Here is a 26567-nt window from a genome sequence, read left to right as displayed (position 1 = left end):
TCCATATTTTCAACTGATCGGCCTAGTGTAGCTATAGGTCATTTTTTTGATTATTGATATTTATGTAAAGTTTGAATTCTGTCTAGATAGAGATCACAAAATGCGTTACTTATGAGGAACAACTGATTTCCATTTTTTTCCCCCATTCAGGAGGAAGCTGGGCAAAATGACTCTTTTCTGGCTGCTCAGCATAAGGGTTGGCTAACAATTGTGCTAATTGGTGCACTTGTTGGTAATCACCTTGTTCTGCTTTATCGATCGCTTGTTGAGCCAAATAATTACGCAAAATATATTTCGGATTCACTTTTCTCATCTCTGCGCAGCGCTGCTCAATCGAAATCGCGTTCCCCGAACTGTCGATTTCTCGCTCACAACGAGCCAGATACTGTTCAAGCCAAGACTGAGCGGCAGCGCGGTCAATGAAGAGATCCAATACAGGTTGCTCCCCTTCTCGATCCAAGTTAGATAGTTGCCGGAAAAAGCGAGTGTAGTCGGTGTGATTTTTGGTTAATAACTCAAACATTTGCTCAAACAACACCGAATCACCGGGCAGAGAGGCCAACACCCCCAATTTACAACGCATTTGCTGGCTAAAATAACGGCCGAGCTGCGCTTCAAACTGAGCGAGAGCCGCTTCCAGATCGCTTCTTTCAACTAACGGTGACAATGCATGTGCTAAAGCGGACAGGTTCCACAACGCCACGCGCGGCTGCTGATCAAACGCGTAGCGGCCTTGATAATCGGAGTGATTGCCAATATAAGTCGGTTCATAATCGTCGAGAAAAGCAAAAGGACCGTAGTCAAAGGTTTGACCGAGGATAGACATGTTGTCGGTATTCATCACACCATGGGCAAATCCAACCGCTTGCCAATCGGCAATCATCTTAGCAGTACGCTCAACAATGTGACTAAACATGGCCGCATAAGGTTTTTCTTGTGTATGGCAATCAGGGTAATGCCACTCAATCACTTTATCAGCCAGTTGCTTTTGCTCTGCTAATTGGTTGGTATAGAAAAAATGTTCAAAATGACCAAAGCGAATATGGCTCTGCGCTACACGTACCAGCAGCGCACCTCGCTCTTGTTTTTCTCGATAAACAGGCGTGTCACTGCTCATCATCGCTAATGCTCTTGTGGTCGCAATCCCAAGACCCGCCATCGCCTCACTACACAAGTATTCACGAATAGTGGAGCGCAGTACGGCGCGGCCATCCCCCATACGCGAATAAGGCGTAAGCCCTGCCCCCTTCAAATGCAGATCATACACTTCACCCGTTTTACTCTCGATTTCGGCCAACAGTAAGCCACGGCCATCACCTAAATCAGGGTTATAAATACCAAATTGATGGCCTGCGTATTTCATCGCTAATGGCTTAAATTGCGCGGGAATAACTTGGCCAGACAGGCTGTGCAGTAGCTCATCATTAGGTTGTGTTGGTAAAGACAAATCGCCAGCCAGTGAGGCATTCCAAGCAACCCAACGCACATTGTCTAAAGGCGCTGGGTTCACTTGAGAATAAAAAGCCGAGGGTAATTCACCATAGCGAGTGTGCAGTGTTACTTCATCCCAAATCGACATGCGAAGTCCTCATAATATGGTTTTTGGTTAGACTTTTGCACGTTAGCAAATACTTGAGCTCTAGACTAGGGTATTATTAGGCAAAGTTGTCACCTATTACAGGTCACATTCAAGGTGAAGTCGATGTTATCCATTTTTGATATTTTTAAAATTGGTGTGGGCCCTTCTAGCTCACACACCAATGGGCCAATGATTGCGGGCTATCAATTTAGCCAAATCATTGCTGATTTAACGCAAGTGGCAAGAGTGCAGATTGACCTTTACGGTTCATTATCACTTACAGGACGTGGCCACCACACGGATCGCGCCGTGATATTAGGCCTGCTGGGCAATAAGCCTGACACCATCAAAATCACCAGCGCCAATCAAGCGCTAGCGCATGCTATTGAACACGGCGAGCTTAATTTAGCGGGAAAACAGCTCATTCCATTCCAGCTAAAAACAGACCTCCTCTTCCAAAATACTAATCTTCCCTTACATGAAAATGGTATGACGATTACCGCTTTTGGATCGCAAGGAGAAACGTTAGCCTTTGAAACTTACTACTCGGTGGGAGGCGGTTTTGTTGCTACCGCCAAAGAGTTGGAACACGGTAGTGCAAATGCACACGTGGAGGTCGAATTTCCTTTTACTTCAGCTGATGAATTACTCTTTAAAGCCGAAAAACATGGCTTAAGTTTAGGCAGTCTCGTTTTGCGCAATGAAATAGCGTTTCATGATCTTGAAACGATTAACCACAAAGCCGATCAAATTTGGAAAGTGATGTCACTCTGCATGCAGCGCGGCTTTGAAACGGAAGGCATTCTCGAAGGTGGGTTGCATGTCACGCGCCGCGCGCCAGCACTGCTCAAAAAGCTGGAAGCTAACGCGGCGATTGAAAGTGACCCAATGGAGATCATGGACTGGATTAACCTGTTTGCTTTCGCGGTCAGTGAAGAAAATGCAGCGGGAGGGCAAGTGGTCACCTCGCCAACCAATGGCGCGGCAGGAGTGATACCCGCCGTATTAATGTATTACCACCGCTTTATCCGAGAGCTTGATACTAAGCAGTTGAAAGATTTTCTCGCCGTGGCTGGCGCTATTGGTATTTTGTACAAAACCAATGCTTCTATTTCGGGGGCCGAAGTAGGCTGTCAAGGGGAGATTGGAGTCTCTTCCTCAATGGCGGCGGCAGGGTTGACCGCACTAAGAGGTGGCAGCAACGAACAAATTTGCATGGCGGCTGAAATTGCCATGGAGCATTCATTGGGTATGACATGCGACCCAATGGGTGGCTTAGTTCAAGTCCCTTGCATCGAACGCAATGCAATGGGAGCCGTGAAAGCGATTAACGCTTCACGCATGGCCTTAAAACGGACCAGCAAATGCTTAATTTCTCTAGATAAAGTGATTGAGACCATGTACCAGACGGGGAAAGATATGAATCGGAAATATCGTGAAACCTCGTTAGGTGGCTTAGCGTTAATCCACCTATCACCACCTTGTGAATAGTAATACCGTTCAATCCTCATCAAGCCCTGTGTGAATACAGGGCTTGTTTAAGCGGTAAATTCAGGAATGCGTAACTCTTGGTTCTGGGTAATCGCTTCTCGCTGCACAATCCACTGAAAGCTGAGCGACAACACACAAATCTCAACCGCACAAACCACTAACCAGACGAGTGACAATAGTAATGTCAATGGCAGAAAATGCAGATTAAACAAGGGCTGTAGTAGTGCGTTGATAAGCATGGGGATCACACCTATCAGCACAAATAGTGCTTTGGCGTGGGGCTTTGACATTTGCCACGCGACACTCAAACCTCTAGGTTGATGATCTAGTGCTGTTGCTGGCAAAACTAATGACCAGCGGGAGATAAACCAGCCAATAGGCAGCATTGCGGCATAGGTACAAAGCTGGATTAACCACATTGGCATAGTCACTATATTTGCCAGCGAGCCAATGATAAACATGGGTATGATTAGAATGGCAAACAGCATAGCGCCTAACGCAGCCCACCATCCAATAAAGCGCAATTCACGCGAACTTAAGTAAAAAATCGTGCTCAAACGGCAAGATTTTTCACCCAGCAGAACCAAACGATGCAAGCGCACTGTCGCCATCGCCGCCGTTACCGTATAAAGCACATAAACAATGACATTCGTTAATGTGAACAACTGTTGTGGATCATCAAAGTCAACAACACCAATCGTGAAATAGAGATTCACCACCAAAAAAGGTGAAGATTGCAGCATGAGAGTCAGCCAATTTTTTTGGACTAATTTTAACGCACTCACCACAGTATACTGGATCGGTAGCTGCTGATATTCCATGAATCTATTCCCTGACAAATAAGTAAGGTTAATATATCGAAAATAGATCCCACTTGTTCTAAAAGCTCTGTGATGCCAATCCAACTCCACGCACTCATTGATAACAATCTTATTGGTATCTCATATTAGTGACTCGGCAACGAGGCGCTATTCTGAATAAAGAGACAATCGCTGACACTGAGGTATCTCACCGCATTTGAAGAGTTCATGCTAGAATGCGCCGAATTTGCGATGAGTTGCATTCAAAGTATTAGGGCGTAGCGCCTTACGATGAGAAAGCCATCGCTTGCTAACTGTTTTGACTTTTTAACACTGAGAGCCCGCATGCCATTTTCCAACCTAGGATTGAGCGATCCAATCTTAAAAGCCGTTCACGAACTCGGCTATTCTGCCCCAACACCGATTCAAGAACAGGCAATCCCAGCCATTTTGACGGGTAAAAATGTCATTGCGGCAGCGCAAACCGGCACGGGTAAAACCGCTAGCTTTGTACTGCCCATTTTGCAGATGCTTAGTCAAGGAACAACTCAGCGCGCCAAACGTGTTCGCGCATTAATTTTAGCGCCCACTCGCGAATTGGCTCTGCAAGTGGAAGAGAACGTCACTCAATACGCAAAGTATCTGCCCTTAACCTGCCTTGCGATGTACGGCGGTGTCGATTCGCAAAAACAAAAACAACGCTTGATTGAAGGGGTGGATATTTTGATCGCCACTCCGGGGCGCTTGCTTGATATGTCTGGCCAACGCGCCGTTCATTTTGATGAGCTTGAAGTGTTGGTGATGGATGAAGCTGACCGCATGCTCGACATGGGTTTCATTGAAGACATCAATAAAATTGTTGATCGCCTGCCACTAAACCGTCAGAACTTGCTGTTTTCGGCGACCCTTTCTCGCCCAGTGCGCGAGTTGGCCAAATCAGCCATTAATGATCCGATTGAAATTGATGTCGCTGGTTACAACCGCACGCCAAATCAAATTGAGCAGTGGATTATCACTGTCGATAAAGATCAAAAATCCGCACTACTGAGCCATTTGATTACTGAAAACCAATGGCAACAAGCGATGATTTTCATCGAAACCAAACACGGTGCGGCAAAGCTGGCGAGCCAACTGGAAAAGCGTGGCATTGCGGCAGAGGCGTTTCACAGTGGCCGTAGCCAAGAAGTTCGTGAAAAATTATTAGCCGATTTCAAAGCAGGTAAACTGCAATTTTTGATTGCAACGGGCGTTGCCGCGCGCGGTATTGATATTGACAACTTAGAAAGAGTGGTGAATTACGACTTGCCTTATCCTGCGGAGAACTACATTCACCGTATTGGACGAACCGGTCGTGCTGGTGCAACCGGTGAAGCAATTTCTCTCGTATCACGCGATGATTTTAAAAACTTGTGCATGATTGAAAGCCGCTTAGGACATTTGCTTGTGCGTAAAGAAATTGAAGGTTTCACACCGAAAAAAGACGTGCCTATTTCCATTTTAAATTACCACTTGAAAAAGCGTGATAACGAGCACTCAAGTGCACCGCGTCGTAGCCCTCGCCCTAAACAAGAAAAACGCTCATAAGCATAATGCTTCTTTACAAATCCCACCGCCCGGTGGGATTTTGTTGACTAAACCATTCCCGCATCACACTTTGACGCCTTCTTTCTCTCTACGCCCCAAAATCACTACTCAAGGATGATTCTGTCTTCATCAACTTCTATTAGCCTGCAACTCATCTCCTATTTCTCGCATCCCATCATCGCTTAGGTTGACACGTTATGGCTTACAAAAAATACACTATCTATCAAGTTTTCACGCGCTTATTCGGTAATACAAACCGTTGCAACACACCTTGGGCAACGAAAGAACAAAATGGCGTCGGTAAATTAAGCGACTTCACTGACGATGCACTCAATGCAATTCATCAACTTGGGATCACTCATATTTGGTATACCGGTGTTTTACATCACGCACTGGTGAGTGATTACCGCGCATGGGGAATAGAGAATGATCACCCAAGTCTTGTCAAAGGTAGAGCGGGCTCGCCTTACGCCATTAAAGACTACTATTCGATAAACCCTGATTTAGCCCACGACCCAGCTCAGCGCAATCACGAATTTGAAGCCTTGATTAAGCGTACACACCAAGCGGGCATGAAAGTCATCATTGACATTGTCCCTAACCACGTGGCGCGCCAATATCAAGGGCTCAATAACCCTCTCGGGGTCAATGATTTTGGTGAAAATGATGATACCAGTGTGCAATACGCCAGGGACAATAACTTCTATTACCTACCCGACACCTCCTTTAAACTGCCAGATATTCCCACCTCATTGCTACCGTTGGGCGGTGAATGCCACCCAGATTTAGCCACCCCGTTTTACGAACACCCCGCAAAATGGACAGGCAATGGATCTCGTTTAGCCAAGCCGAACATCGATGATTGGTATGAAACCGTCAAAATAAACTACGGCATCAAACCTGATGGAAGCAAAGATTTTACCGAACTTCCGCAGCAATACCGTTTTCTATCTCACCTTGAACACGCCGTTTTCTGGCAAGACAAAAGTGTCCCGGATTCATGGCGTAAATTTCGGGATATCGCTCTTTATTGGCTCGATAAAGGCGTCGATGGCTTTCGTTATGATATGGCCGAAATGGTACCGATTGAATTTTGGAGCTATCTCAACTCGGCAATTAAACTACACAACCCCGATGCTTTTTTAATGGCAGAGGTGTATCAGCCAGATTTATACCGCGATTACATCCAGCTCGGGAAAATGGACTATCTGTACGACAAAGTCGACCTTTACGATAGTCTCAAAGCCATCATGCAAGGACACGGCTCTACCAAAGAGATTGGTCGTATTGAATATCAACTGCGCGACATTGAGCATCACATGCTGCATTTCTTGGAAAACCATGACGAGCAGAGAATTGCCTCGCCTGAATTTGCAGGGGAAGCACATAAAGCACGCCCAGCCATGTTGATTTCAGCCTGTTTATCCAGCTCACCAACCTTGCTTTATTTTGGGCAAGAAGTGGGCGAACCTGGAGCGGAACATGCCGGCTTTGGCCAGCCTTCTCGCACCTCTATTTTTGACTATATCGGTGTTCCACAACACCAAAAATGGATGAATAACGGCGCATTTGATGGTGGCCAATTAAACGAGAGCGAGAAGCAGCTGCGCCATTTCTACTCAACATTACTGAATTTAGTCAAACAGAGCCCCGCACTGACCGGTGAATATCATGATCTGTACGCCGCCAATGTTGAACACTTCTCCGACCAACAAGATTACTTATTTGCCTTTGCTCGCTCTAACCCGTCACAAAAGCTGATCATCGCAGCGAACTTCAGTGCCACAAGTGGCAAAACCGTAAAACTGCATTTACCTAAAGCATTGACCACTTATTGGCAGTTAACCTGTGGTGAGCACACTCTATTCGACCCGCTAAATCAACAAACGCTGACGCTCTTCGTCAACGAACAAGAGAGCTATGTGATGATCGACTTCACCCCACTTTCGACCCATTTCATGGTTCTCAATAATATTTAAACCTCAAAGAGAGTCATTGGTCTTCTTTCAATACAACAAGCCAGCATCTTCATCGTGCTGGCTTGTTTTGCTAAAGGCTATAAGGTTAAGGCTTGCTTTAAGTGACTTTCATTAACACGGGTTCTTGATCAGATTCCCGCTCATGCTGATTGGGCAAAATGCCTAAAGTATGTAAAAAGGTTTTGAGCATGATGGCGTAAATGAACATCATAGGAAGGCCTGCGACCACACAAAGCGACTTAATGGTTTCAATCCCTCCCCCAGCCAAAAATACACTTAAACTGATCAGCCCAATCGCACAGGCCCAAAGCAATTTTACTCGGTTATCGGGATCACCATTCAAAGCCAATTCATTGGTGGTGAGCATCGCCGTCGCAACACTCGCACTGGACATAGTGGTCAGCATCAATAAAAACTGAATGAGCAGAAATAGCCCAAGCACCCCATTTCCCCCAGGCAAGGTTTTTATCAATGAAACCACTGCGTAGGTTAAACCACCTTCTGCCATCCAGCCCTGAACGGGTAAACCGCCCAGCATTTGAGCCCACACCGCATAGCCACCAAAAATGGAGATAAAAAATGCACAACCCAAAGCGCCCATCGAGATGGTGTACAAAACCACTTCACGAATCGTTCGTCCACGAGAAATTCGCGTGATGAATAGGCCCATCATAATCAAGTACGCGTAATACCAAAACCAATAGTACTGAGTCCAGCCTTGTGCAAAACCACTTTGCTGAACAGGGTCTGTCCACAATGACATTCTAAAGAAATTATCCAACATCACGCCCAGTGAGTCAGTGAAACTATTAAGAATGAAAGAAGGTTGAGTCGCCAATAATACAAACAGGGCAAACAACACCGCCATGCTGACTGTCAAGTTAGAAATCATGTTGATACCTTGATTAAAACCAACCCCCATCACAACCACTAACGCAGCCACAAAAAGCACAATAATTGCACCTTGTAAGCCAAGGCTATTCTCAATCTGTAACAGATCTGCCACACCGGCGCTGACCAAAGTCACAGTTAAGGCCAGCGAGCTAGCAAACGCGGCCAACGTACCAAAAATCGACAATAGATCGATACTTTTTGCCACCAAAGGATGGTCACCCACTACCGAAGAACACAAACTGGAAACTTTTAACGTGCGTTTTTTTTGTACATAAAATGCGTAAGCAAACGGAATCGCTGGAAAGCAGTAAATCGCCCAGCCTGTAATACCCCAATGAAAAATAGAGTAGGTAACGGCCCATGCCGCAGCAGGATAACTATTAGGCTCAGCAAATAACGGCGGCGATTGTAAGTAATACATCGGTTCACCTATCGCCCAGTAAATGAGTGACGCTCCAACGCCAGCGGTAAAAATCATCCCACCGTAAGAAAAATTACTGTATTCGGTCTTTTCTTCACCTAAACGAATGCGGCCGTATTTCGAACACGCCAGCCACAGTAAAAAAACCACTAACGCCAAACTTGCCATCTGTACTAACCAGCCAAACCAGTGACTCACCCAGCCCATAGCTTGCGCCGCCATCGCTTGAGAGATGGCTGGATAAAACGCAGACACCGTTAACAAAACAAGCACTAACGCAATCGCAGGAAAAGCCAATCCATAATTAAGATTTTTCAAAACTGCGCCTCCATTCATAAAGTGCTTGAATATGGCGAGGGGTGATGCCGCAACATCCGCCGATCACGGTTGCACCGAGGGCATACCACTGCTTGGCAAATGCGAGATAATCTTCTGCACTAAACTCACGCATGGCTTGTACGGTTTCGTTAGCAGCGTGATCCGATTTAATCGGCGTAAAACTGTTTGCATAAACGCCGATTTCAATCTTTTGCGCTCGGCCTTCCAACACCATTTTCGCCTGTTGAATGGCATCAGCCATCACCTCAGGTATTGAGCAGTTAAAGAAAATACCCGCCCCACCCGCAGAATAGATTTGTTCTGCGGCTTCAGACACTGACTGCCCAGAACGCAATTGTGCGATATTAGAGTCATCTTTCAGAGTCAGTGCGTAATAGCAAGGCTTGGTTGATGAGGCAAACACCGATTGAATCATGCTCAACTCTTCTAAACTGGCAATCGTCTCCGCTAACCAAACGTCCACATAAGGATCTTGTGCTTGATACAAAGTGAGTGAAATCGCTCGTGCGACTTCGGCTTGAAAGAGATCAGGCCGATAGCTTCCCATCGCCGGTGGCATAGAACCCGCCACTAAAATCGGACGTTCTGACTGCTGTGCTACTTCCGCAGCAATCTGCGCGGCTAAGTTTGCTAACCTTGCACCATCGGTTTGATATAGTGACTCGCCTAAGTGAAAAGGGACACACGCATAGCTATTCACCGTGATAATGTCGGCACCGCTATCAATAAATCCTTGGTGAGCTAAACGAACATGTTGTGGAGATTCAATCAGCGCTTGCGCGCTCCAAAGTGGCTGAGAAAAAGGAGCGCCAATTCTTTTTAATTCACGCCCCATGCCACCATCAAGAAGGGTTAATTTGCTCATAATATCGTATCCATAATGCTTTATTGGTCAGTGCCATTGAAGCATACTGTGAGCAAGATCATAGTGAATAACATTGAACTGCAATATGAATTTTATTCAAGTAAGTGACTTGATTTATCTATTCTTTTTCGCAAGGTCACTATCTGTTGTTCATGCTGTCATTCGTGCTGTCATTCGTAAAAAACATGGGGCTTGGTCATTTCACAACAAATACTCAACGCATAATAAACAACTCTTCATGGAACTGAGTTTCAACGTCTACATGGTAAGGCTTCAACGCCTGTTTTAAAGTCCGTGAAAACGCAACAGGGCCACAAAAGAAAAACTCAAAACCACTTAAATCACCACACTGGCGAGCAATAGTCTCGGCAGACAAATGCGGCGCAATGCTTGAATCAATCACTGTGAGGGAGACACCTGCACGCAATGCTTTCTGCTTAAGCTCATCACACAGGGCTTGTTGCTCTGCATGGTGGCAGCAGAAAAACAGATAAGTAGCCGGATGCGCTTTTACCGTGTGTAAATAATCTAACCCAGCCATAAATGGAGCGATGCCGACACCGCCACCAATCCAGACTTGTGGCCTATCACTATAAAACTCAAATCGTCCATATGGACCTTCGACCTCAATCGGCTCACCCACGGTAATTCTCTTATAAAGGCCTGTGGTAAAATCGCCGAGCTCTTTGATCAAAAATCGCAGCTCATTAGCCTCATTGTACGAAGCAATAGTAAACGGATGTGGCTCTTCGCCAACAAAACTCAAATAGGCAAACTGCCCTGCTTTATGCCCGGGCCAAGGTTTCTCCATCTTAATTCTTAAATCTAACGTTTGGCTCGCTGCGCAGTAGTGGTATGCGCTAACCTTCGCTGAATAACGTGCATTTCGGCCCACAAATCCAAGCAAACTGTAGACTGCTGCCGCGGAGCCAAGCGCAATAAACATCAACACTAACCAATAAATCGGCCAGCCCCAATACACCTTTTTCAACAATAATACCGAATGCCCAGCCAGCAAAAGGTACACCACCGCCATCAAACGGTGCGATAAGCGAAACGGTTTGTATTTAATGGTTAGCCACAGTGATACACCCACCAGCAGCAATAATGAGTAGAACCCCCATTCGCCAATGGCTAACCCAATCGGGCGCATCTCTTTTACCCAAAGCGCAAAACCCGACAAGTTCCCCTGTGGGCCCGAGCCATTGAGCCGATTAGGTTTAGTCAGGAGCTCAAGTGCGATCATCCATTTCGGTATCTGGTAGCAAAGCCAGTGAAATAAACCAAGCAACGTGGCCGAAATACCCAGCCATTTGTGTATCCGATAGCCTTTATCGATTCCTTGCGTCCACTGCTCAACAAGGGGCAAACGAAGCGCCAGCACCATAGCCAATGACATCGCCACAATGGCCAAAATGCCTGACCACTGGATAAAAGCCGATCGCCACTTGAAGAGGTTTTCAGACACCAAAAGCGTTGGCTCGGCTTGCATCCATAATACCGAGACAACCACCATCACAATCAATACCGTTTTGCTTACTCTGCTCATCACAATAACCACTTAAATAAAAAGGTTATCTAAGAGTAACAAGCACAACGTAAAGTAGATGAAGTAACAAGTAAATCTGTGTAAAGACAGCAATCCAAGCTCTTTAAGCGCTATGTCCTTTTATTTGAACGCAGAAAAATCTGACCAATCAAACAACGCTGATCTTCTGCACGATAATCTTAGGGAGGGTCACTGAATTCTGTTAGAATGCGGCCCCTTCAACTAGCGTGTTAAGAGATGATCATTCGTGATGCCACGTTGTTTGAATAAAAAACCAACGAAAACCATACACCCCTGCTGGCCTCGGTTAGTGAACTACTTAGGAACTCGTTATGATGACTGAAGAAGAAAGAATTGAATTACAAAGAAATAACCCATTACACGGTCTTAAGTTAGAAACATTACTGCAAGAACTAGTGGATTTTTACGGTTGGGATATTCTCGATACGGCAATGCGTTTTAACTGCTTCCATACCAACCCATCGGTTGCCAGCAGCGTGAAATATCTCAATAAAACCGATTGGGCGAGAGAGAAAGTAGAAAACTTCTACCTATATCGCTTTAAACGTATGCCACGCGCTTCAGCTGAAGAATATGATCTGCCACCGCGCGCGCGCACTTTCCCACATGGCCTCAAACCTAAAGAGCCAATGGAGCTGACGGTTGATTCCATTTTAAACTCACAGGCTAAAGCGGCTTCTGCCCATAAAGAGCGTTCCGCACGTAACCGTTCGTTTCGTCGTTAAAGAACGATAAGTCAGTGATCGGCTCACGACACAACAAATCGGTTGAGCACAAAATGAATGTTGGTGTAAGAGAGAACCTTGCACCAACATTTTCCATCACAACATTTCAGCGTGAACCTTAATTATAAATAGGTTGCCATAAGCAGACTTTCTGCTGCTTACGTTGGTCATACAGCCATGTATATTGGCAATGATTATCGTAACTATATCGCCCAGTCTGAACCTTATATGGCCCAAAACTCACACCTTGTAAAGATTGAAAACGCCCTTGATAAAGCAATGAGAAGTGCAAGTGAGGGCCGGTGGACGATCCACCTTCACACAAAGCAATGGAACGCTGATTAGCATAAACACCCAACTTACTGTCTTTCGTCACCCACTGATTATTCGCGACTTGGATTCCGTCCATATGGTAATAGTTCGTCGCCCAACCGTTTGGATGCGTCACGCGCAGTTGGCACCGAGACATCACCGACACGTAGCCATCATGCGCGGCCGTTACACTGTAAGTTGGCGCGCCCCAAGCTGGCCAATCGTAAGAAACGTCGATTGAAGAAAGCGGAAAACCTGAGCCACTGTGCGCATGCGTACCGTTAGGTATCCACTGGTACCCTTTGCGCCATGGCCACTGCATAAACCCCTCACTAGGCGAAGCAATGAGGTTTCCCATACGCATAGGAGCTGGTGTGTTTTGTGGTTCGCTGAAAGCACCAAACCAAAGCTCATATTGCGATTTCCATAATGCCCAATCATCCACCCGATTCAATTGCTGCATGACCGCTAACGTCGCAGCATTGTATTGAAGAGCCGATGAACTTTCTTGATAGTGATAAAAACGCTGAGACAGTTGATTCGCAATATCTTTGATCTGCCGCTGTCTATCGTCCAAGCTTTGCTCCGAAGCACTCTCTTGTTCTAATAACGCTAAAGTGGTCAATAACACTCGAGGATCAACCCCCGTTGCCCCAGCCCAATGGCTAACTGACTCGACAAGCTCAAGCCAATGTGGCTGATGGGTGCCAATAAAATCTTCAATATTGAAAGGACGTTGATGAGGTCGAAAAACAAACTCATCATCGCTAATCAGAGAAAATGGCAGTTGACTCTCTGCAAGCTGCGCTTCGTTAAGTCGTGGTGTATCGACATCAGGATACAACTGATGGCTTACCACCATTGGGCTAAAACAGATAAACCATGTCACTAAAGAAGATTTGGTTAGATTCATCACGCATCCTTCATATGAATTAAGTTTCACTTGGAGTGTGGCACAAAATATTCGTGGGATAGCTAAGAAGGTGCGTTTTGCGAGGCCAGTAGGAGCAAGATGTAATAAGATGAAAGCGATGAAATTATCAACACTCTGCACAAAAGTACCATCGGAGTAAAAAACCGAACGGATGAACATGAAAAACAAAAGCCCCGACAACTTTTTGAGTTATCGGGGCTTTCTTGAATAAATGGCGCGCCCTGTAGGATTCGAACCTACGACCACATCCTTAGAAGGGACGTGCTCTATCCAGCTGAGCTAAGGGCGCGCTACAGGGACAGGATTATACGAGTTGAACTCCGTAAATCAATCGCTTTCTCTAACATTCTGTTTCAAATGCCTAAAAAACTACCATTCGCTAACCATGTGACGAAAAACAGAACAAAGCAAACGTTTGCTTATAGATGTTACTTTAAATATCTGCGACAATGCGCCCAAAAATATTTGCGACCAATGTGTAAGGAAAGCCATGACTGCTCAAAATATTGATGGGACACTCATCTCCCAGACGGTTCGCTCTGAAGTAGCGGCGCGGGTAAAAGCTCGCACTCAAGTGGGTCTTCGAGCTCCGGGGCTAGCGGTGGTGCTGGTGGGAGAAGATCCTGCGTCACAAGTGTATGTCGGCAGCAAACGTCGTGCTTGTGAAGAGGTGGGTTTTGTTTCTAAATCCTATGATCTTCCGGCCACTGCAGGTGAAGAGGAGCTACTGGCGTTAATCGATAAGCTCAATGCCGACCCTGAAATTGACGGCATTTTAGTGCAACTGCCCTTACCTGCTGGGATTGACACAACCCATGTGCTTGAACGCATTGTTCCTGAAAAAGATGTCGATGGTTTTCACCCTTACAATGTGGGCCGTTTAGCCCAACGCATTCCTAAACTGCGCTCTTGCACGCCCAAAGGGATCATCACTTTGCTTGAGCGCTATAACGTTCAACTGCGTGGTAAGCATGCGGTGATTGTGGGCGCATCCAATATTGTCGGCCGACCAATGACGTTAGAGCTGCTACTGGCTGGTTGCACCACAACCACATGCCACCGCTTCACTAAAGATTTAGAGCACCATGTTCGCCAAGCTGATTTGTTGGTGGTGGCCGTTGGTAAACCCAATTTCATTCCCGGTGCATGGATTAAAGAAGGTGCCGTAGTGATTGATGTGGGCATCAACCGCTTGGAGTCAGGCAAACTGATTGGCGATGTCGAGTACGATGTAGCGCGCACCAAAGCAAGCTTGATCACCCCTGTTCCGGGTGGTGTCGGGCCAATGACGGTTGCCAGTTTGATTGAAAACACCCTGTTGGCGTGCGAGCAATTTCACCCCAATAACTGATCTTGCTATTGATTATTGCTAGTGGTTATTGATAGCTATGATCAGCGAGCCAAAAAGAACCCCAGCACTGCGCTGGGGTTCTTGCGTTATAAACCAACTTAGCCTTTATTGGGCATTATTCATTTGCGTTAGTTTGTTGCCTATTGGCGTAGAGAAATTGTAGCCGTCGTGTTCGTCCCAGTTAATAGACCATGTCATCACACCACCGTAGTTAGGGTAGTTGAAACTCGGTTTCACCGTCGCGCAAGAGGTTCCCTTGGTTAAGCAGTCCAACGCATCAAGAATGTTTTGCGTGGGCGCTTGCCCAGAGTTGGCAGAGCTCGGGCCAGAAGGCAAACCGATTGCAACTTGATCGTCACGCAGTGGTTCAAAGCGTGAACCATCGGCTAAATCAAACCCTTCTAACAGCATTTTTGATTGAGCAACCATCATATCCACCGAACCTTCAGGTGCTGCACCCGGTAGATAAGGGTTTGGTAACCCACCGTTGTTATAGAGCTGGACATGAAGTAGATCGAGTGTGTCACGAACCTCATTGATGATAGGAATATACGCACCCCAAATGCCGCTATAAGCCACCATTCCGCCTTGAACATAAGGGTGTTCTGGTGCCATGGTCAGGTACATATCACCGCCGATGTTGGCTTCAATTTGCTTTAATGCCCGGCCCAAGCGCGCTTGAATTTGCGAGCCATGCATTAAGTTAGAACCACTTTCTAAATCAACATCCAAGCCATCAAAACCCCACTCTTTGATCAACGCCGTCAAACTATCAACAAAGTGCGCTTCATCACTGTCAGTATTGAGCGTAATGTTGCCTTCCGCGCCACCAAGTGACAAAACAAAAACTTTGCCTTTGGCTTGCAAGGCCGCCATATCTTGCTTGAACTGGGTAGCATCTAAGGCGGGACAGCTACTATGCGCCTCGCCTGAGAAAAGATTGAAATGCACGGTTCCATTACTGTTGCGGTCATTATCGGCAAATGCAATATCGATCACATCCCACGCATCGGACATATCAGCGAGACGCATTGGGCAGCCAGCAGCATTGACAAAATTATGCCAGTAACCGATCAATTTGTGCTTTTTCTGTGTCTGTTCAACCACCTTCACGGCAGCTGCGTCTGACAATACACTACTGCCTGCATCATAAGCTTGCGCAGCCACTGTGTATTCGCCGATAGCCGTAGGTGTCCAAGTGTAGGTATAAGGCGCACTGATATCAGTTGCGACCACCGCTCCATTCACTAAAAAATCGACTTTAGAAACAGCACCAGTGAGTGACGTCGCATTGGCAGCAATATTGACTGGTTTACCTAAACCGACGGTTTGCCCTGACGTTGGCGATGTTAACGACACCACTAACGCTTGATCGCTCACTGAAACGTTAATCTGACTTTCAGCGTTATTATTGTCATTATCGGTTGCGATGGCTTTGAGTGTGGTACTTCCTACCTTGTTCGCAACCCACTCAACCGAATAAGGCGCTTGGTTTACTACGCCAAGGCTCGTGCCATCAGCAAGAAATTCCACTTGTACTACACTGCCATCGGCATCATTAGCTTGTGCGCTGAGCAGGATGGTAGAACCAGCCAGAATCACTTCATTATCAACAGGGCTTGTCAATGAAACGGTAGGTGGCGTGGCGCACGCGCCCATTCCTGTCCACGCTTCTTGCCAATAACTTCCTTTGCCCGGCTCATAGGCCCACGCTGAGCTGGAAGAGCACCAACCTGCGATATCACAACGGAACTTTTGATTATTGTTTTGCACCAGTTCGCCCGCAGCGTAACTGCTACCCGCCACATAGGTTGCTAAACCTGCACAACCACCACTTGAGCCTCCAGATACAACCAAGGCGACCTCTTGGCTATGAGTCGTTTGGTTATCATTATCCGTCGCTTTGGCTTTAAAGGTGTGAGAGCCTGAAACAGCAGTCCAACCGTGGGCATAAGGCTCTGCAGTATCTGAAGCGACGAGTTGTCCATCCAGATAAAAATCAACTTGCGTGACGGTTCCATCCGAATCGGTGGCATTAGCGCTTAGCGTCAATGAGTCACCAGCCGCTAGCTGCTCAGCACCTGTTGGGCTGGTTAAGGAGATGGAAGGAGGTACTAAACTACCAACAGGCGTAACCGAGATGGTTGACGCTGTTGACGTAGTCGCACCCTGATTATCAGTGGCAATTGCTGTCACTTGGGTTGCGCCTAAAGCGGCAGTCCAATCGATTTGAAAAGGCGCTTGTGTGATGACGGCGATCGACACGCCATCAATCAAAAATTCAACCTGTGCCACGCTACCATCGCTATCAGACGCCGTGGCTTGCAGCGTGATTAAGCTGCCTTGTGGAATTTGTGCATTATTGGCAGGAGAAACGAGATTTAGCGTGGGTGGAACATTGCCACCACCGCTGTCACACTGCCCGAGTGATAGCCAAAATGCCCAGGGGCCGTTATTGCTTGCAGGATCATTTCCCTGCGTCCAATAGTTAGCTTGATAGGCTGCGTTAGATTGCGTCACTTTATCGCCGGACGTATAAATGGCGGCCGTATCCCAAGAGCCCAAGCCATCACAGTTATAGGCTTGAGCTTGGTAGCTTATCCCTAACGTTGTAATAATGGCGGCTCTGAGTAGATAAGAACTCATTGTTCTCTCCTTTGCTTATGAATAATTAACCCGTTCCCAAGTAACTTGACGTGGTGGCCTGCAATACGCGAGATAAAGACAAGACAACATCAAGTAGGCAGGGTATATAACTAATAAGCTAGAGGACGAGAATTGCACTCTAAATAACTGATAATTTTAATTATCTCAGCTCAAAATCACGGCATGATTTCAACATCAACACCGCTTGCAAATCTTTTTCGGCGGACTTCACGAACTCACCTAATCACACGTCGTTGAGAAATTGATATGGTCAATATTATTTTGGTGAGGTGGATGGATAAAAATGCCGGCTCTATTAGCCGGCATCGAAGATACAAAATGTATGGTGGGTTCTCGTAACCAATAGAAACGCTACGTTTATAGCGACAAAATAACCCCAGCAAGTGCAGCACTCATCAAGTTAGCCAGCACGCCAGCGCTGATCGCTCGAAAACCATATTGAGAGATGAAGCTGCGACGCTCTGGCACCAAACTGCCCAAACCACCGATCAATACTGCCATGGTCGAAATATTGGCAAAGCCGCACAGAGCAAAAGTTACAATCGCTTGAGAATGTTCACTGAGCGAATCTTTTACGTCCATCAATTGGATAAAAGCGACAAACTCGTTCACGACAATTTTATTACCAATCAGTGAGCCTGCCGTCATCGCTTCGCTCCATGGAATGCCCACCAGCCACGCAACTGGAGCAAATAGGTAGCCTAAAATCAATTCAAAACTAAGGGTTAAACCAAACAGACCACCCACCCAGCCCAATAGGCCGTTGAGTAGCGCAATCACACTGATAAAGGCCAGTAACGTTGCCCCAACCGCAACCGCGATACGAAGCCCAGACATTGCACCATCAGCTACGGCTTCAACCACATTGGTTGCTTTTGGTATCTCAACCTCTTCGTTGGCCACCTGCTGACTTTGCGCTTCGGTTTCCGGCACCAAAATTTTCGCCATCAACAAACCGGCTGGAGCTGACATAAATGCCGCCGCAATAAGATAGTTAAGGTTAACGCCCAGTGAGGCATAACCCACTAACGTACCACCCGCAACCGAGGCTAAGCCACACGTCATCACCGCAAAAAATTGCGAATCACTCATGTGCTTTAAATAGGGCTTAACGACTAACGGCGCTTCAATCATGCCGACAAAAATGTTCGCCGTGGCTGACAGTGACTCTGCACGCCCCGTACCCAATAATTTTTGTAAACCACCGCCAATCAAATTAATCACTTTAGGCATCAAACCAATGTGGTACAAACCGGAGATCAAAGCGGAGAAGAAAATGATGATGCCAAGCACATTAATCGCAAACACAAAACCAACGCTACCATTGGCTAAACCGCCAAAGAGAAAGCCAATTCCCTCTTGCCCATAATTGATCAAATTCGATACCGCACCCGTGACACTGTTGAGCACTTCTTTCCCCATAGGGACATACAGAACCAATAGTGCAAAGCCTACTTGCAATAAAAAAGCGAGCGACACGGTTCTAAGTTGGATGTTTTTTCTATTGGTAGAAAGTAGCCAAGCCGTAAATAAGATGGCGACGACGCCAAGTAATGAGTTCATTTGCTGTCAATCCAGATAACGGGGATAGGAAAGGCGCGCATTCTATCGTGCGAAAACGAATGCGCAAGTCGCAAATGTTACAGAGGTGTGCTTAAAAATAGCAGCCTTAAGCCTCTTGTTTCAAGCTGTTGATTTGTAACAAGCTAAACGATTGCCTAGGCTTATATTTTCCATATAGAAAAGATGTTTCTGAGTTTGGAAATAATAATTCGTACTCATTACACTTTTGTCAAACGGATGTAAGGCTCTAACTGAGTATCCCAGTAGCAAGGTGTACCGATTAAAGCCTTGATAAATTCAATCACGGCTGAGGTTTTCTTCGGCATATGTTGTCGGCTCGGGTAAACCGCATAAAAAGGCATGTTTTGATTTGCGTGCCAATCTGGCAACAACTGGATCAGTTTACCGGTTCGAAATTCATCTCGAATTAAATAAGTCGCCAAGTAAGCAACACCCCACCCTGCCACGGCGGCGTCACGCACGGCTTCGGCTAAATCCACCGAATAGTTACCCGACACATTGATGTTGATCTTTTGCTCTGGATTGGCAAACGACCAGCTAGTGTAATCTCGCTCCCAACTACGGTAGATAAGACAGTTGTGACCTAACAGATCACTGGGTGTCTGAGGGGGTGAATGGTTTAATAAGTATTCCGGTGACGCCGCCAGCACAAATTGGCAATCGGCGAGACGTTGCGCCACGTACCCTTCCGGCAAATGTTCGTTGTTGGTCACCCACAAATCAAGCCCTTCTTCGAGCATATCGACTCGATAATCGAACAAATGCACTTCCACTTGCAGTTTTGGATAACGCTGACGAAGCGCCTCCAGTGCTGGCAAAATATGCAAAGAACCAAACGACTGTGAAAGACCAAGCTTAATTAGCCCAGACACCTCATCACGCTGGCTTTCCATTTCAGACTGCGCAGCATCCATCAACCCAACGACCGCAATACAATGGCGATAAAAAGCCTCTCCAGCCTCGGTTGTGGTGAAGCTGCGAGTGGTTCGCTGAACGAGCTTCACCCCGAGCGAGGCTTCCAGTAAGGCCAACTGCTTACTAACATGCGATACTGATACGCCTAAGCTTTTGGCCGCAGCGGTAAAGCCTTGATGTTTGATTAACGCAGCAAATATCACCATTTGCCCTGCACGTTCAACTAGCACACACTCTCCAGAAATAGCAAAGGGCTCATGATGAGCCCTTTGCGTTCAATTAAGGTTCAAATCAATAGGTAATTCTATCCGCCAAATGGCTCACCGCGAGGGCGAAATAATATGAACGGTTCCACTTCATCAACACATTATAGTTGTTGTATACCAAGTAAACGCGGCCATTTTCATCATCTGGCATGATAAGCCAAGCTTGAACGTTGTCTAAATTAGGCAGTGGTTTACCTTCGTAACGGGTAATACCGAGCTTGTTCCACTCTCTCAGTGACTTCCCTTTTTCGGGCTGTCGCCCTTCTAAAGTGCGGTCAAACCCATGCGGAACTTTAACTTGACGGCCCCAAGTGTATTTATCATCCCATCCCGATTGGCTGAGATAATTGGCCGTCGACGCGAATACATCTTCCTTTGAGCGCCAAATGTCTTTTTTGCCATCGCCATTACCATCGGAAGCGAACGCCAAAAACGAACTCGGCATAAACTGACATTGTCCCATCGCACCAGCCCAAGACCCTTTCATCTCATCAGCTTGGATATGACCTTGCTGTAGAATTTGCAACGCGGCCATCGTCTCCTTGCGGAAAAATTCTTCTCGACGACCGTCATAAGCCATAGTCGTCAGCGCATCAATAACACTAAAACCACCGGTCAACGCACCAAAATTACTTTCTACGCCCCACAAAGCCACGATAAAGCGCGGCTGTACGCCATATTGTTCGCCAATGCGGCTAAGCTCTGCATAGTGCTTTTCATACAGCGCCTTTGCTTGGTTCACTTTCCATTCTGGAACCGCGCGTGGGATATATTCATCCAGCGTCAGTTTCTTTTCTGGTTGATTGCGATCGGCCGTCACAGCACGTGGCTTGTACTCCACATTTTTAAACGCATCGATTAAAATTTGCTCTGAAATGCCTTCATTTCGTGCTTGCTGCTTCAAGCCTTCGACATAGTGTTCAAAACTAACCTCATTCGCCATCAATGGCGTGGAGAGGCTTAATCCCAATACGACTGACAATAACTTTCTCAAATCGTCCTCCTTGAGCTGAAAACTTAGCTATCTTTTTGCTGAGCCTTTTGCTGCTTATATTGTTCTAATAAATTTTGTGGCGGTGGCGGTAACTGTAGGAAAAAGCCCTCATTTTCTAGAGACTCTTTTACTTTTTCAATGTTCACTTGGGCAAGTGTACGCCCTTCCAGTTTCACTACCATGACTAAAGTAGGTTTACCGAACATCGCCATTAATGTGTCAGGAACCTGTGAAAAGTCATCCTTTTTGGGGATATAGAGATAGGTACCTTCTTTTTTAGAGCTTTTGTAGATAGAGCAAAGCATGACAAACCTTTTATTGTAATAAACTGGCTTTTCGAGCCAATTAAGTTAGAAACGTTAAACTTTTACCAAATTTGAGATTAAAACAAACATTTGACCGCAAGATAACTTGCTGAGCTAAGTCAGGGAATATAACATGACAACCCTAGTTTCAGGCAACGCCCTTTCTAGTGAAGCCATTAGTTATTGAGGTCAATATAAGATGTCGAATACTCCTGACCTAAAAGGTAGCAGTTTTACTTTGTCAGTGTTACACCTTTGCGACAGTGAAGTTGCCAATACCGTTGAGTTTCTCAAGGAAAAAGTCGCCCAAGCTCCTGCTTTTTTTGCCTCTGCACCTGTAGTGATCAATATTGCTAAAGTGATTAGCGATATTGATTTTGCGATACTTAAACAAGGCATCACTGAAGCGGGAATGATCCCGGTCGGTGTGACAGGTTGCCGTGATAAACGCAGCCAAAACTTAGCCTCAGAAGCTGGCTTTGCCGTGATGGCAGCAAGCAAGTCGCCTTCTCAAGCTCCCGCTCAAATCGCGCCAACCAAGGTGATTCGCACGCCCATTCGCTCTGGCCAGCAAGTGTATGCCAAAGATAGCGATTTAGTGATCCTCAATCACGTCAGCGCGGGGGCCGAAGTGATCGCCGATGGTTCAATTCACATTCATGGTTCACTGCGCGGAAGGGCCATTGCCGGTGCCAGCGGCCAAACGGAAGCAAAAATTATTTGTCACGATTTACAAGCAGAGCTGGTCTCCATTGCTGGAAATTATTGGCTTAGCGATCAAATTGAAAGTGAGTTTTGGCAGAAGAAAGTGATGCTCAGCATGGTTGATGATTCATTGCATTTTGAAACGCTCACGATTTAAAATTAACAAGGAAAACATAATGGCACGCATTATTGTTGTAACGTCAGGAAAAGGCGGCGTTGGTAAAACAACCTCAAGCGCAGCAATTGCTTCTGGCTTGGCTTTAAAAGGTAAAAAGACAGCGGTCATCGATTTTGATATCGGTCTGCGTAACCTTGACTTAATCATGGGTTGTGAGCGCCGCGTGGTGTACGACTTTGTCAACGTCATCAACGGTGAGGCGACACTTAACCAAGCGATGATCAAAGATAAACGCACCGAAAACTTGTTTATTCTGCCTGCCTCACAAACCCGTGATAAAGATGCGCTCACCAAAGAGGGCGTAAAGCGCGTTTTGGATGAACTCGATACGATGGGCTTTGATTTCGTCATTTGCGACTCACCAGCAGGTATTGAACAAGGCGCGTTGATGGCTTTGTACTTTGCTGATGAAGCGATTGTAACGACGAACCCTGAAGTCTCTTCCGTGCGCGACTCGGACCGCATTTTAGGGATTTTGGATTCCAAATCAATGCGCTCAGAGCAAGGGTTAGAGCCTGTTAAACAGCACCTTTTATTGACCCGTTATAACCCTACTCGCGTGACACAAGGTGAAATGTTGAGCGTGGAAGATGTTGAAGAGATTTTACATATCTCTTTACTTGGCGTGATCCCAGAAAGCCAAGCGGTGCTTAATGCCTCCAACAAAGGTGTTCCGGTTATTTTTGACGATCAATCAGACGCAGGCCAAGCTTATGCTGACGCTGTCGAGCGCTTATTAGGGCAAGAAGTCGAGTTTCGTTTTCTAACGGAGCAGAAAAAGGGCATCTTTAAACGACTTTTCGGGGGTTAATATTATGTCTCTACTTGAGTTTTTCCGACCACAAAAGAAAACGACCTCAGCAAGCCTTGCCAAAGAGCGTTTGCAAATTATCGTCGCCGAACGTCGTAGTGAAAATGACCCTGCACCGACCTATTTGCCTCAATTGAAAGAAGACATTCTCAAGGTGATCGCCAAATACGTCGCGGTTGACCCTTCGATGGTTGAAGTCTCTTTTGAGCACAAAGATGATGATATCTCTGTGCTGGAATTGAACGTGAAACTGCCAGACGAAGAAAAGTAATCCTTATGATAAAAGAGCCTGTAAAATTGCAGGCTCTTTCTCTTTACTAAACCAATTTTACTCAACCAATTTGTTGAGCCGTTCACCGAGAATAGGTAAGCGCCAGCTCTGCATCACATCCGGCAATTGCGCGGGATCTCTCTCTTTCTTCCACACCCAACTCAATAGCTGGTTGAGCTGTTTTTTAGAGGCTAAAAATTCAGTCGCTAAACCCGTGGTTTGAGACACTGATTTAACTTCATCTTTCAACCGTTTAAACAACTGTTTATAGCCGGGATAGTCCATCAAAGGGTCGATTTTAGGTGGGTATTGATCAGCCGGAGTCTGCTGACCCGCTTTCACCAATGCAATGATTTTGGCACTGTGACGTTGAATCGATCTCGGATCGGCCCCTTCATCAATCATACGGCTTGCACTCGTCAATCCCAAACGAGCGATAGTCAGCAAATCTGTCTCTTTGACCACAAAATTGAGCGCCAAATCACGGCGTACCGCCTCTTCGTAGCGCCAAGTAGCTAAGGGTTTGAGAATCGCTAATTCTTGCGGTGTTAGTTGCCATGCCCCTTTGATATCCAAATAGGCCAAATCGGGATTAGTCTGTTTAATGCGTTTGACGCTCAATAGTTCAGATTCTTGCTGCGCCGCTTGCCACCAGCCCGCCTGCGTCACTTTATCGAGTAATTTCTCGTAAATCGGCAGCAAATAAAACACATCGGCGGCAGCGTAATCCAACTGCTTTTGCGATAAAGGCCTTGCTAACCAATCAGTACGCGATTCACTTTTATCAATTTCAATCCCTAAGAATTCATTGACCAATGCGGCAAATCCGGTAGACAGTCCATGGCCGAGAAAGGCCGCCATTACTTGTGTATCGACCATTGGAAACGGTGTGCAGCCAAATGCATTATGAAACACTTCGAGATCTTCACCACACGCATGCAGCACTTTGAGCACGGAGGTGTCTTGCAGTAGCTCGACAAAAGGGGCCATGTCATCAAAGGCAAGTGGGTCGATTAAAGAGAGGTTTTCACCATCATAAAGCTGGATCAATCCGAGCTGTGGGTAAAAGGTACGCACTCGGACAAACTCGGTATCGAGCATCACCACATCGGCATCTCGCGCGGCAAGGCATACACGTTGTAGGTCGTTAGGCTGGGTAATTATTTGGTAGTTCACTAATGGCTCACTTTGGGCAACCCTACTAGAGGGGACATAAAAATGCCGACGGTTTGAGTCGGCATTCTAGCACTATTTTTTCATACTGACTTGATGCTTAGGCACGTTTTGTTTGTTCAATTGCCGCATCATTTTCTTCACGAAGTACGCGGCGTAAAATTTTACCCACATTACTTTTTGGTAAATCTTCCCTAAACTCAATCAACTTAGGCACTTTATAGCCAGTCAAATGTTTACGGCAATGGGCAATGATTTCATCTTTGGTTAAGCTCGGATCACGCTTAACCACATAAATCTTGACGATTTCACCAGACACTTCATGAGGCTGGCCGATAGCGGCCACTTCTAATACTTTGCCATGCAGTGCAACCACATCTTCAATCTCATTAGGATAGACGTTGAATCCAGAGACTAAAATCATGTCTTTTTTGCGATCGACAATATAGACCATTCCTTGCTCATCAAACTTGACGATATCGCCTGTAGAGAGCCAACCATCGGCATCAATCACTTCTTTCGTCGCTTCCGGTCTTTGCCAATAACCTTGCATCACTTGTGGGCCACGCACTTGCAACTCACCGACTTGATCATAAGCCAACACTTTGCCTTCATCATCAACGATACGCACTTCGGTTGAAGGTACGGGTAAACCAATTGCTCCCGAATAATCACTTAAATCATAAGGATTACCTGTCACCAGTGGTGCACATTCAGTCAAACCGTAACCTTCAAGCAGGTGGATACCCGTCACTTTTTTCCACTGATCGGCCACCGCGCGCTGTACCGCCATACCACCACCAACAGAAAGCTTAAGATTTTTGAAATCAAGTTCATGGAAATCTTCGTTGTTGACCAACGCATTAAACAGCGTATTCACCCCCGTAATGGCAGTAAATGGGTACTTTTGCAGCTCTTTGACAAAGCCTGGAATATCGCGTGGATTAGTAATCAATAGGTTACGCCCACCCATTTCGACGAACAGTAAACAGTTTACGGTCAGTGCAAATACGTGATAAAGCGGTAATGCCGTCACAACCAGTTCGCGGCCTTCGGCCAATACTGGGCCATATGCCCCTTTTGCTTGGAGCACATTCGCAATCATGTTGCGGTGGGTCAGAATTGCCCCTTTTGCCACACCGGTTGTACCACCGGTATATTGCAAAAATGCAATGTCGTCGCCAGACATAAAAGGCTTCACATACTGTAAACGGCGACCTTTGTGCAACGCCTTACGCATGGAAATGGCACCTGGTAAGTCATATTTTGGCACCATCCCTTTCACATATTTCACAACGAAATCAACCAACGTCCCTTTTGCTCTAGGTAACATCTGTCCAAGGCTGGTCAATACCACATGTTTTACCGAGGTATTTTCAACAATTTGCTCTAAGGTATTGGCAAAATTCGAGACGATGACGATCGCCTTTGCATCGGCGTCATTCAGTTGATGTTCAAGCTCTCGCGGGGTGTACAACGGGTTAACATTCACCGCAATCAACCCGGCTCGTAATACGCCAAATAACGCGACCGGATACTGCAATAGGTTAGGCATCATTAAGGCGACACGATCACCTTTTTTCAGCTTTAGCTCATTTTGCAAATAGGCGGCAAATGCTCGGCTGCGCTCTTCCAGTTTACGAAAAGTCATGACCGAACCCATATTCATAAAGGCTGGTTGATCGGCATATTTATGAACCGATTGCTCAAACATTTCGACCAAAGAGAGGTACTGATCAGGGTTGATGAATTCAGGTACGTCAGTTGGATAGCGTGAAAGCCAAGGTTTCTCCACGGTAATACTCCTCGTTATTGGCGGCTGCTCTACGGCGATATTTTTATGTGCGCTATTAC

The 26567-nt window shown here is 46.2% G+C and carries 21 protein-coding genes and 1 tRNA gene; 8 read left to right on the top strand and 14 right to left on the bottom strand.

All coding sequences use genetic code 11. The features are described from left to right. Nucleotides 1-109: 109 nt before the first annotated feature. Nucleotides 110-1579, bottom strand: coding sequence for a protein adenylyltransferase SelO (locus tag AACT42_RS03585; RefSeq protein WP_094133679.1), 1470 nt, complete (start codon nt 1577-1579; stop codon nt 110-112). A 123-nt stretch (nt 1580-1702) separates the two neighbouring features. Between AACT42_RS03585 and AACT42_RS03580 the strand changes: the two genes are divergently transcribed. Next, a complete protein-coding gene (locus tag AACT42_RS03580) occupies nt 1703-3070 on the top strand; it encodes an L-serine ammonia-lyase (RefSeq protein WP_094133680.1) in 1368 nt (455 codons plus the stop codon). Nucleotides 3071-3117: 47 nt separating this feature from the next. On the opposite strand, the gene AACT42_RS03575 is transcribed toward AACT42_RS03580, so the two are convergent. Beyond that, a complete protein-coding gene (locus AACT42_RS03575) occupies nt 3118-3891 on the bottom strand; it encodes a hypothetical protein (RefSeq protein WP_019282010.1) in 774 nt (257 codons plus the stop codon). A gap of 324 nt (nt 3892-4215) precedes the next feature. Between AACT42_RS03575 and AACT42_RS03570 the strand changes: the two genes are divergently transcribed. Continuing rightward, nucleotides 4216-5454 carry a DEAD/DEAH box helicase gene (locus AACT42_RS03570; protein WP_094133681.1) on the top strand — a complete coding sequence of 413 codons (1239 nt, stop codon included), beginning with the start codon at nt 4216-4218 and terminating at the stop codon, nt 5452-5454. Between the two features lie 197 nt (nt 5455-5651). Next, nucleotides 5652-7433, top strand: a complete 1782-nt coding sequence (locus AACT42_RS03565) for an alpha-amylase family protein (RefSeq protein WP_094133682.1) — start codon at nt 5652-5654, stop codon at nt 7431-7433. A gap of 97 nt (nt 7434-7530) precedes the next feature. Here the strand turns inward: AACT42_RS03565 and AACT42_RS03560 are convergent, their stop codons facing one another. The 3 genes from AACT42_RS03560 to AACT42_RS03550 form a co-directional block, all read right to left on the bottom strand. Further along, nucleotides 7531-9066 carry a BCCT family transporter gene (locus AACT42_RS03560; protein ID WP_094133683.1) on the bottom strand — a complete coding sequence of 512 codons (1536 nt, stop codon included), beginning with the start codon at nt 9064-9066 and terminating at the stop codon, nt 7531-7533. Continuing rightward, nucleotides 9053-9952, bottom strand: a complete 900-nt coding sequence (locus AACT42_RS03555; protein ID WP_017044584.1) for a homocysteine S-methyltransferase family protein — start codon at nt 9950-9952, stop codon at nt 9053-9055. The genes AACT42_RS03560 and AACT42_RS03555 overlap by 14 nt, the downstream gene beginning before the upstream one ends. Before the next feature lie 214 nt (nt 9953-10166). Next, nucleotides 10167-11501 (bottom strand): ferredoxin reductase family protein, encoded by a 1335-nt coding sequence (locus tag AACT42_RS03550; RefSeq protein WP_176429029.1) that lies wholly within the window; start codon nt 11499-11501, stop codon nt 10167-10169. A 332-nt stretch (nt 11502-11833) separates the two neighbouring features. On the opposite strand from AACT42_RS03550, the gene AACT42_RS03545 reads away from it, so the two are divergent. Further along, complete coding sequence (locus AACT42_RS03545) at nt 11834-12247, top strand: VF530 family protein (RefSeq protein ID WP_013857204.1); 414 nt, start codon at nt 11834-11836, stop codon at nt 12245-12247. A gap of 118 nt (nt 12248-12365) precedes the next feature. Here the strand turns inward: AACT42_RS03545 and AACT42_RS03540 are convergent, their stop codons facing one another. Beyond that, nucleotides 12366-13472 (bottom strand): M23 family metallopeptidase, encoded by a 1107-nt coding sequence (locus AACT42_RS03540; RefSeq protein WP_081244912.1) that lies wholly within the window; start codon nt 13470-13472, stop codon nt 12366-12368. A 233-nt stretch (nt 13473-13705) separates the two neighbouring features. Next, nucleotides 13706-13782, bottom strand: a tRNA-Arg gene (locus AACT42_RS03535). A gap of 201 nt (nt 13783-13983) precedes the next feature. Here AACT42_RS03535 and folD point away from each other — a divergent pair. Beyond that, complete coding sequence (gene folD, locus AACT42_RS03530; protein ID WP_010317168.1) at nt 13984-14844, top strand: bifunctional methylenetetrahydrofolate dehydrogenase/methenyltetrahydrofolate cyclohydrolase FolD; 861 nt, start codon at nt 13984-13986, stop codon at nt 14842-14844. A 105-nt stretch (nt 14845-14949) separates the two neighbouring features. On the opposite strand, the gene AACT42_RS03525 is transcribed toward folD, so the two are convergent. The 5 genes from AACT42_RS03525 to AACT42_RS03505 all read right to left on the bottom strand — a co-directional run bounded on the left by AACT42_RS03525 (nt 14950) and on the right by AACT42_RS03505 (nt 21575). Then, the gene (locus AACT42_RS03525) at nt 14950-17490 is read right to left on the bottom strand and encodes an Ig-like domain-containing protein (RefSeq protein ID WP_094133230.1); all 2541 of its coding nucleotides are present in this window, start codon (nt 17488-17490) and stop codon (nt 14950-14952) included. A 378-nt stretch (nt 17491-17868) separates the two neighbouring features. Continuing rightward, nucleotides 17869-19074, bottom strand: coding sequence for a NupC/NupG family nucleoside CNT transporter (locus tag AACT42_RS03520; RefSeq protein WP_013857209.1), 1206 nt, complete (start codon nt 19072-19074; stop codon nt 17869-17871). A 218-nt stretch (nt 19075-19292) separates the two neighbouring features. Beyond that, the gene (locus AACT42_RS03515; protein WP_094134214.1) at nt 19293-20240 is read right to left on the bottom strand and encodes a LysR family transcriptional regulator; all 948 of its coding nucleotides are present in this window, start codon (nt 20238-20240) and stop codon (nt 19293-19295) included. Between the two features lie 61 nt (nt 20241-20301). After that, nucleotides 20302-21270 (bottom strand): lytic murein transglycosylase, encoded by a 969-nt coding sequence (locus tag AACT42_RS03510; protein WP_013857211.1) that lies wholly within the window; start codon nt 21268-21270, stop codon nt 20302-20304. A 23-nt stretch (nt 21271-21293) separates the two neighbouring features. Further along, a complete protein-coding gene (locus AACT42_RS03505; protein WP_017044579.1) occupies nt 21294-21575 on the bottom strand; it encodes a YcgL domain-containing protein in 282 nt (93 codons plus the stop codon). 199 nt (nt 21576-21774) lie between these two features. Between AACT42_RS03505 and minC the strand changes: the two genes are divergently transcribed. From minC to minE, 3 genes are read left to right on the top strand one after another with little or no spacing between them, the layout of a single operon-like run. After that, entirely contained in the window at nt 21775-22437 is a 663-nt protein-coding gene (minC, locus tag AACT42_RS03500) for a septum site-determining protein MinC (protein WP_094134215.1), read from the top strand. A gap of 19 nt (nt 22438-22456) precedes the next feature. Further along, entirely contained in the window at nt 22457-23269 is an 813-nt protein-coding gene (gene minD, locus AACT42_RS03495; protein ID WP_013857214.1) for a septum site-determining protein MinD, read from the top strand. Between the two features lie 4 nt (nt 23270-23273). Next, on the top strand, nt 23274-23540 hold the full coding sequence (gene minE, locus AACT42_RS03490; RefSeq protein WP_010317176.1) for a cell division topological specificity factor MinE: 267 nt from the start codon (nt 23274-23276) through the stop codon (nt 23538-23540). Nucleotides 23541-23597: 57 nt separating this feature from the next. Here minE and rnd read toward each other — a convergent pair whose 3' ends face one another. Continuing rightward, the gene (gene rnd / locus AACT42_RS03485; protein ID WP_017044578.1) at nt 23598-24716 is read right to left on the bottom strand and encodes a ribonuclease D; all 1119 of its coding nucleotides are present in this window, start codon (nt 24714-24716) and stop codon (nt 23598-23600) included. A 97-nt stretch (nt 24717-24813) separates the two neighbouring features. Then, a complete protein-coding gene (gene fadD, locus AACT42_RS03480) occupies nt 24814-26508 on the bottom strand; it encodes a long-chain-fatty-acid--CoA ligase FadD (protein WP_026028639.1) in 1695 nt (564 codons plus the stop codon). Between the last annotated feature and the right edge of the window lie 59 nt (nt 26509-26567).

Origin of the sequence: Vibrio sp. V15_P4S5T153 (genome assembly GCF_963874485.1) — a bacterium.
Taxonomy (GTDB): Bacteria; Pseudomonadota; Gammaproteobacteria; order Enterobacterales; family Vibrionaceae; genus Vibrio; species Vibrio anguillarum.
The sequence above is the reverse complement of the archived record's forward strand: the minus strand, read 5'-3'. Positions and strand labels throughout refer to the sequence as shown.

Excerpts from the sequence above, each read along its gene's own strand:
- AACT42_RS03575 (WP_019282010.1), bottom strand. The coding sequence starts at position 3,891 with ATGGAATATCAGCAGCTACCGATCCAGTATACTGTGGTGAGTGCGTTA.
- AACT42_RS03550 (WP_176429029.1), bottom strand. The coding sequence starts at position 11,501 with ATGAGCAGAGTAAGCAAAACGGTATTGATTGTGATGGTGGTTGTCTCG.
- folD (WP_010317168.1), top strand. The coding sequence starts at position 13,984 with ATGACTGCTCAAAATATTGATGGGACACTCATCTCCCAGACGGTTCGC.
- AACT42_RS03585 (WP_094133679.1), bottom strand. The coding sequence starts at position 1,579 with ATGTCGATTTGGGATGAAGTAACACTGCACACTCGCTATGGTGAATTA.
- AACT42_RS03540 (WP_081244912.1), bottom strand. The coding sequence starts at position 13,472 with ATGAATCTAACCAAATCTTCTTTAGTGACATGGTTTATCTGTTTTAGC.
- minE (WP_010317176.1), top strand. The coding sequence starts at position 23,274 with ATGTCTCTACTTGAGTTTTTCCGACCACAAAAGAAAACGACCTCAGCA.
- AACT42_RS03505 (WP_017044579.1), bottom strand. The coding sequence starts at position 21,575 with ATGCTTTGCTCTATCTACAAAAGCTCTAAAAAAGAAGGTACCTATCTC.
- AACT42_RS03520 (WP_013857209.1), bottom strand. The coding sequence starts at position 19,074 with ATGAACTCATTACTTGGCGTCGTCGCCATCTTATTTACGGCTTGGCTA.
- AACT42_RS03580 (WP_094133680.1), top strand. The coding sequence starts at position 1,703 with ATGTTATCCATTTTTGATATTTTTAAAATTGGTGTGGGCCCTTCTAGC.
- minC (WP_094134215.1), top strand. The coding sequence starts at position 21,775 with ATGTCGAATACTCCTGACCTAAAAGGTAGCAGTTTTACTTTGTCAGTG.
- AACT42_RS03570 (WP_094133681.1), top strand. The coding sequence starts at position 4,216 with ATGCCATTTTCCAACCTAGGATTGAGCGATCCAATCTTAAAAGCCGTT.
- minD (WP_013857214.1), top strand. The coding sequence starts at position 22,457 with ATGGCACGCATTATTGTTGTAACGTCAGGAAAAGGCGGCGTTGGTAAA.
- AACT42_RS03565 (WP_094133682.1), top strand. The coding sequence starts at position 5,652 with ATGGCTTACAAAAAATACACTATCTATCAAGTTTTCACGCGCTTATTC.
- AACT42_RS03555 (WP_017044584.1), bottom strand. The coding sequence starts at position 9,952 with ATGAGCAAATTAACCCTTCTTGATGGTGGCATGGGGCGTGAATTAAAA.
- AACT42_RS03545 (WP_013857204.1), top strand. The coding sequence starts at position 11,834 with ATGATGACTGAAGAAGAAAGAATTGAATTACAAAGAAATAACCCATTA.
- AACT42_RS03525 (WP_094133230.1), bottom strand. The coding sequence starts at position 17,490 with ATGAGTTCTTATCTACTCAGAGCCGCCATTATTACAACGTTAGGGATA.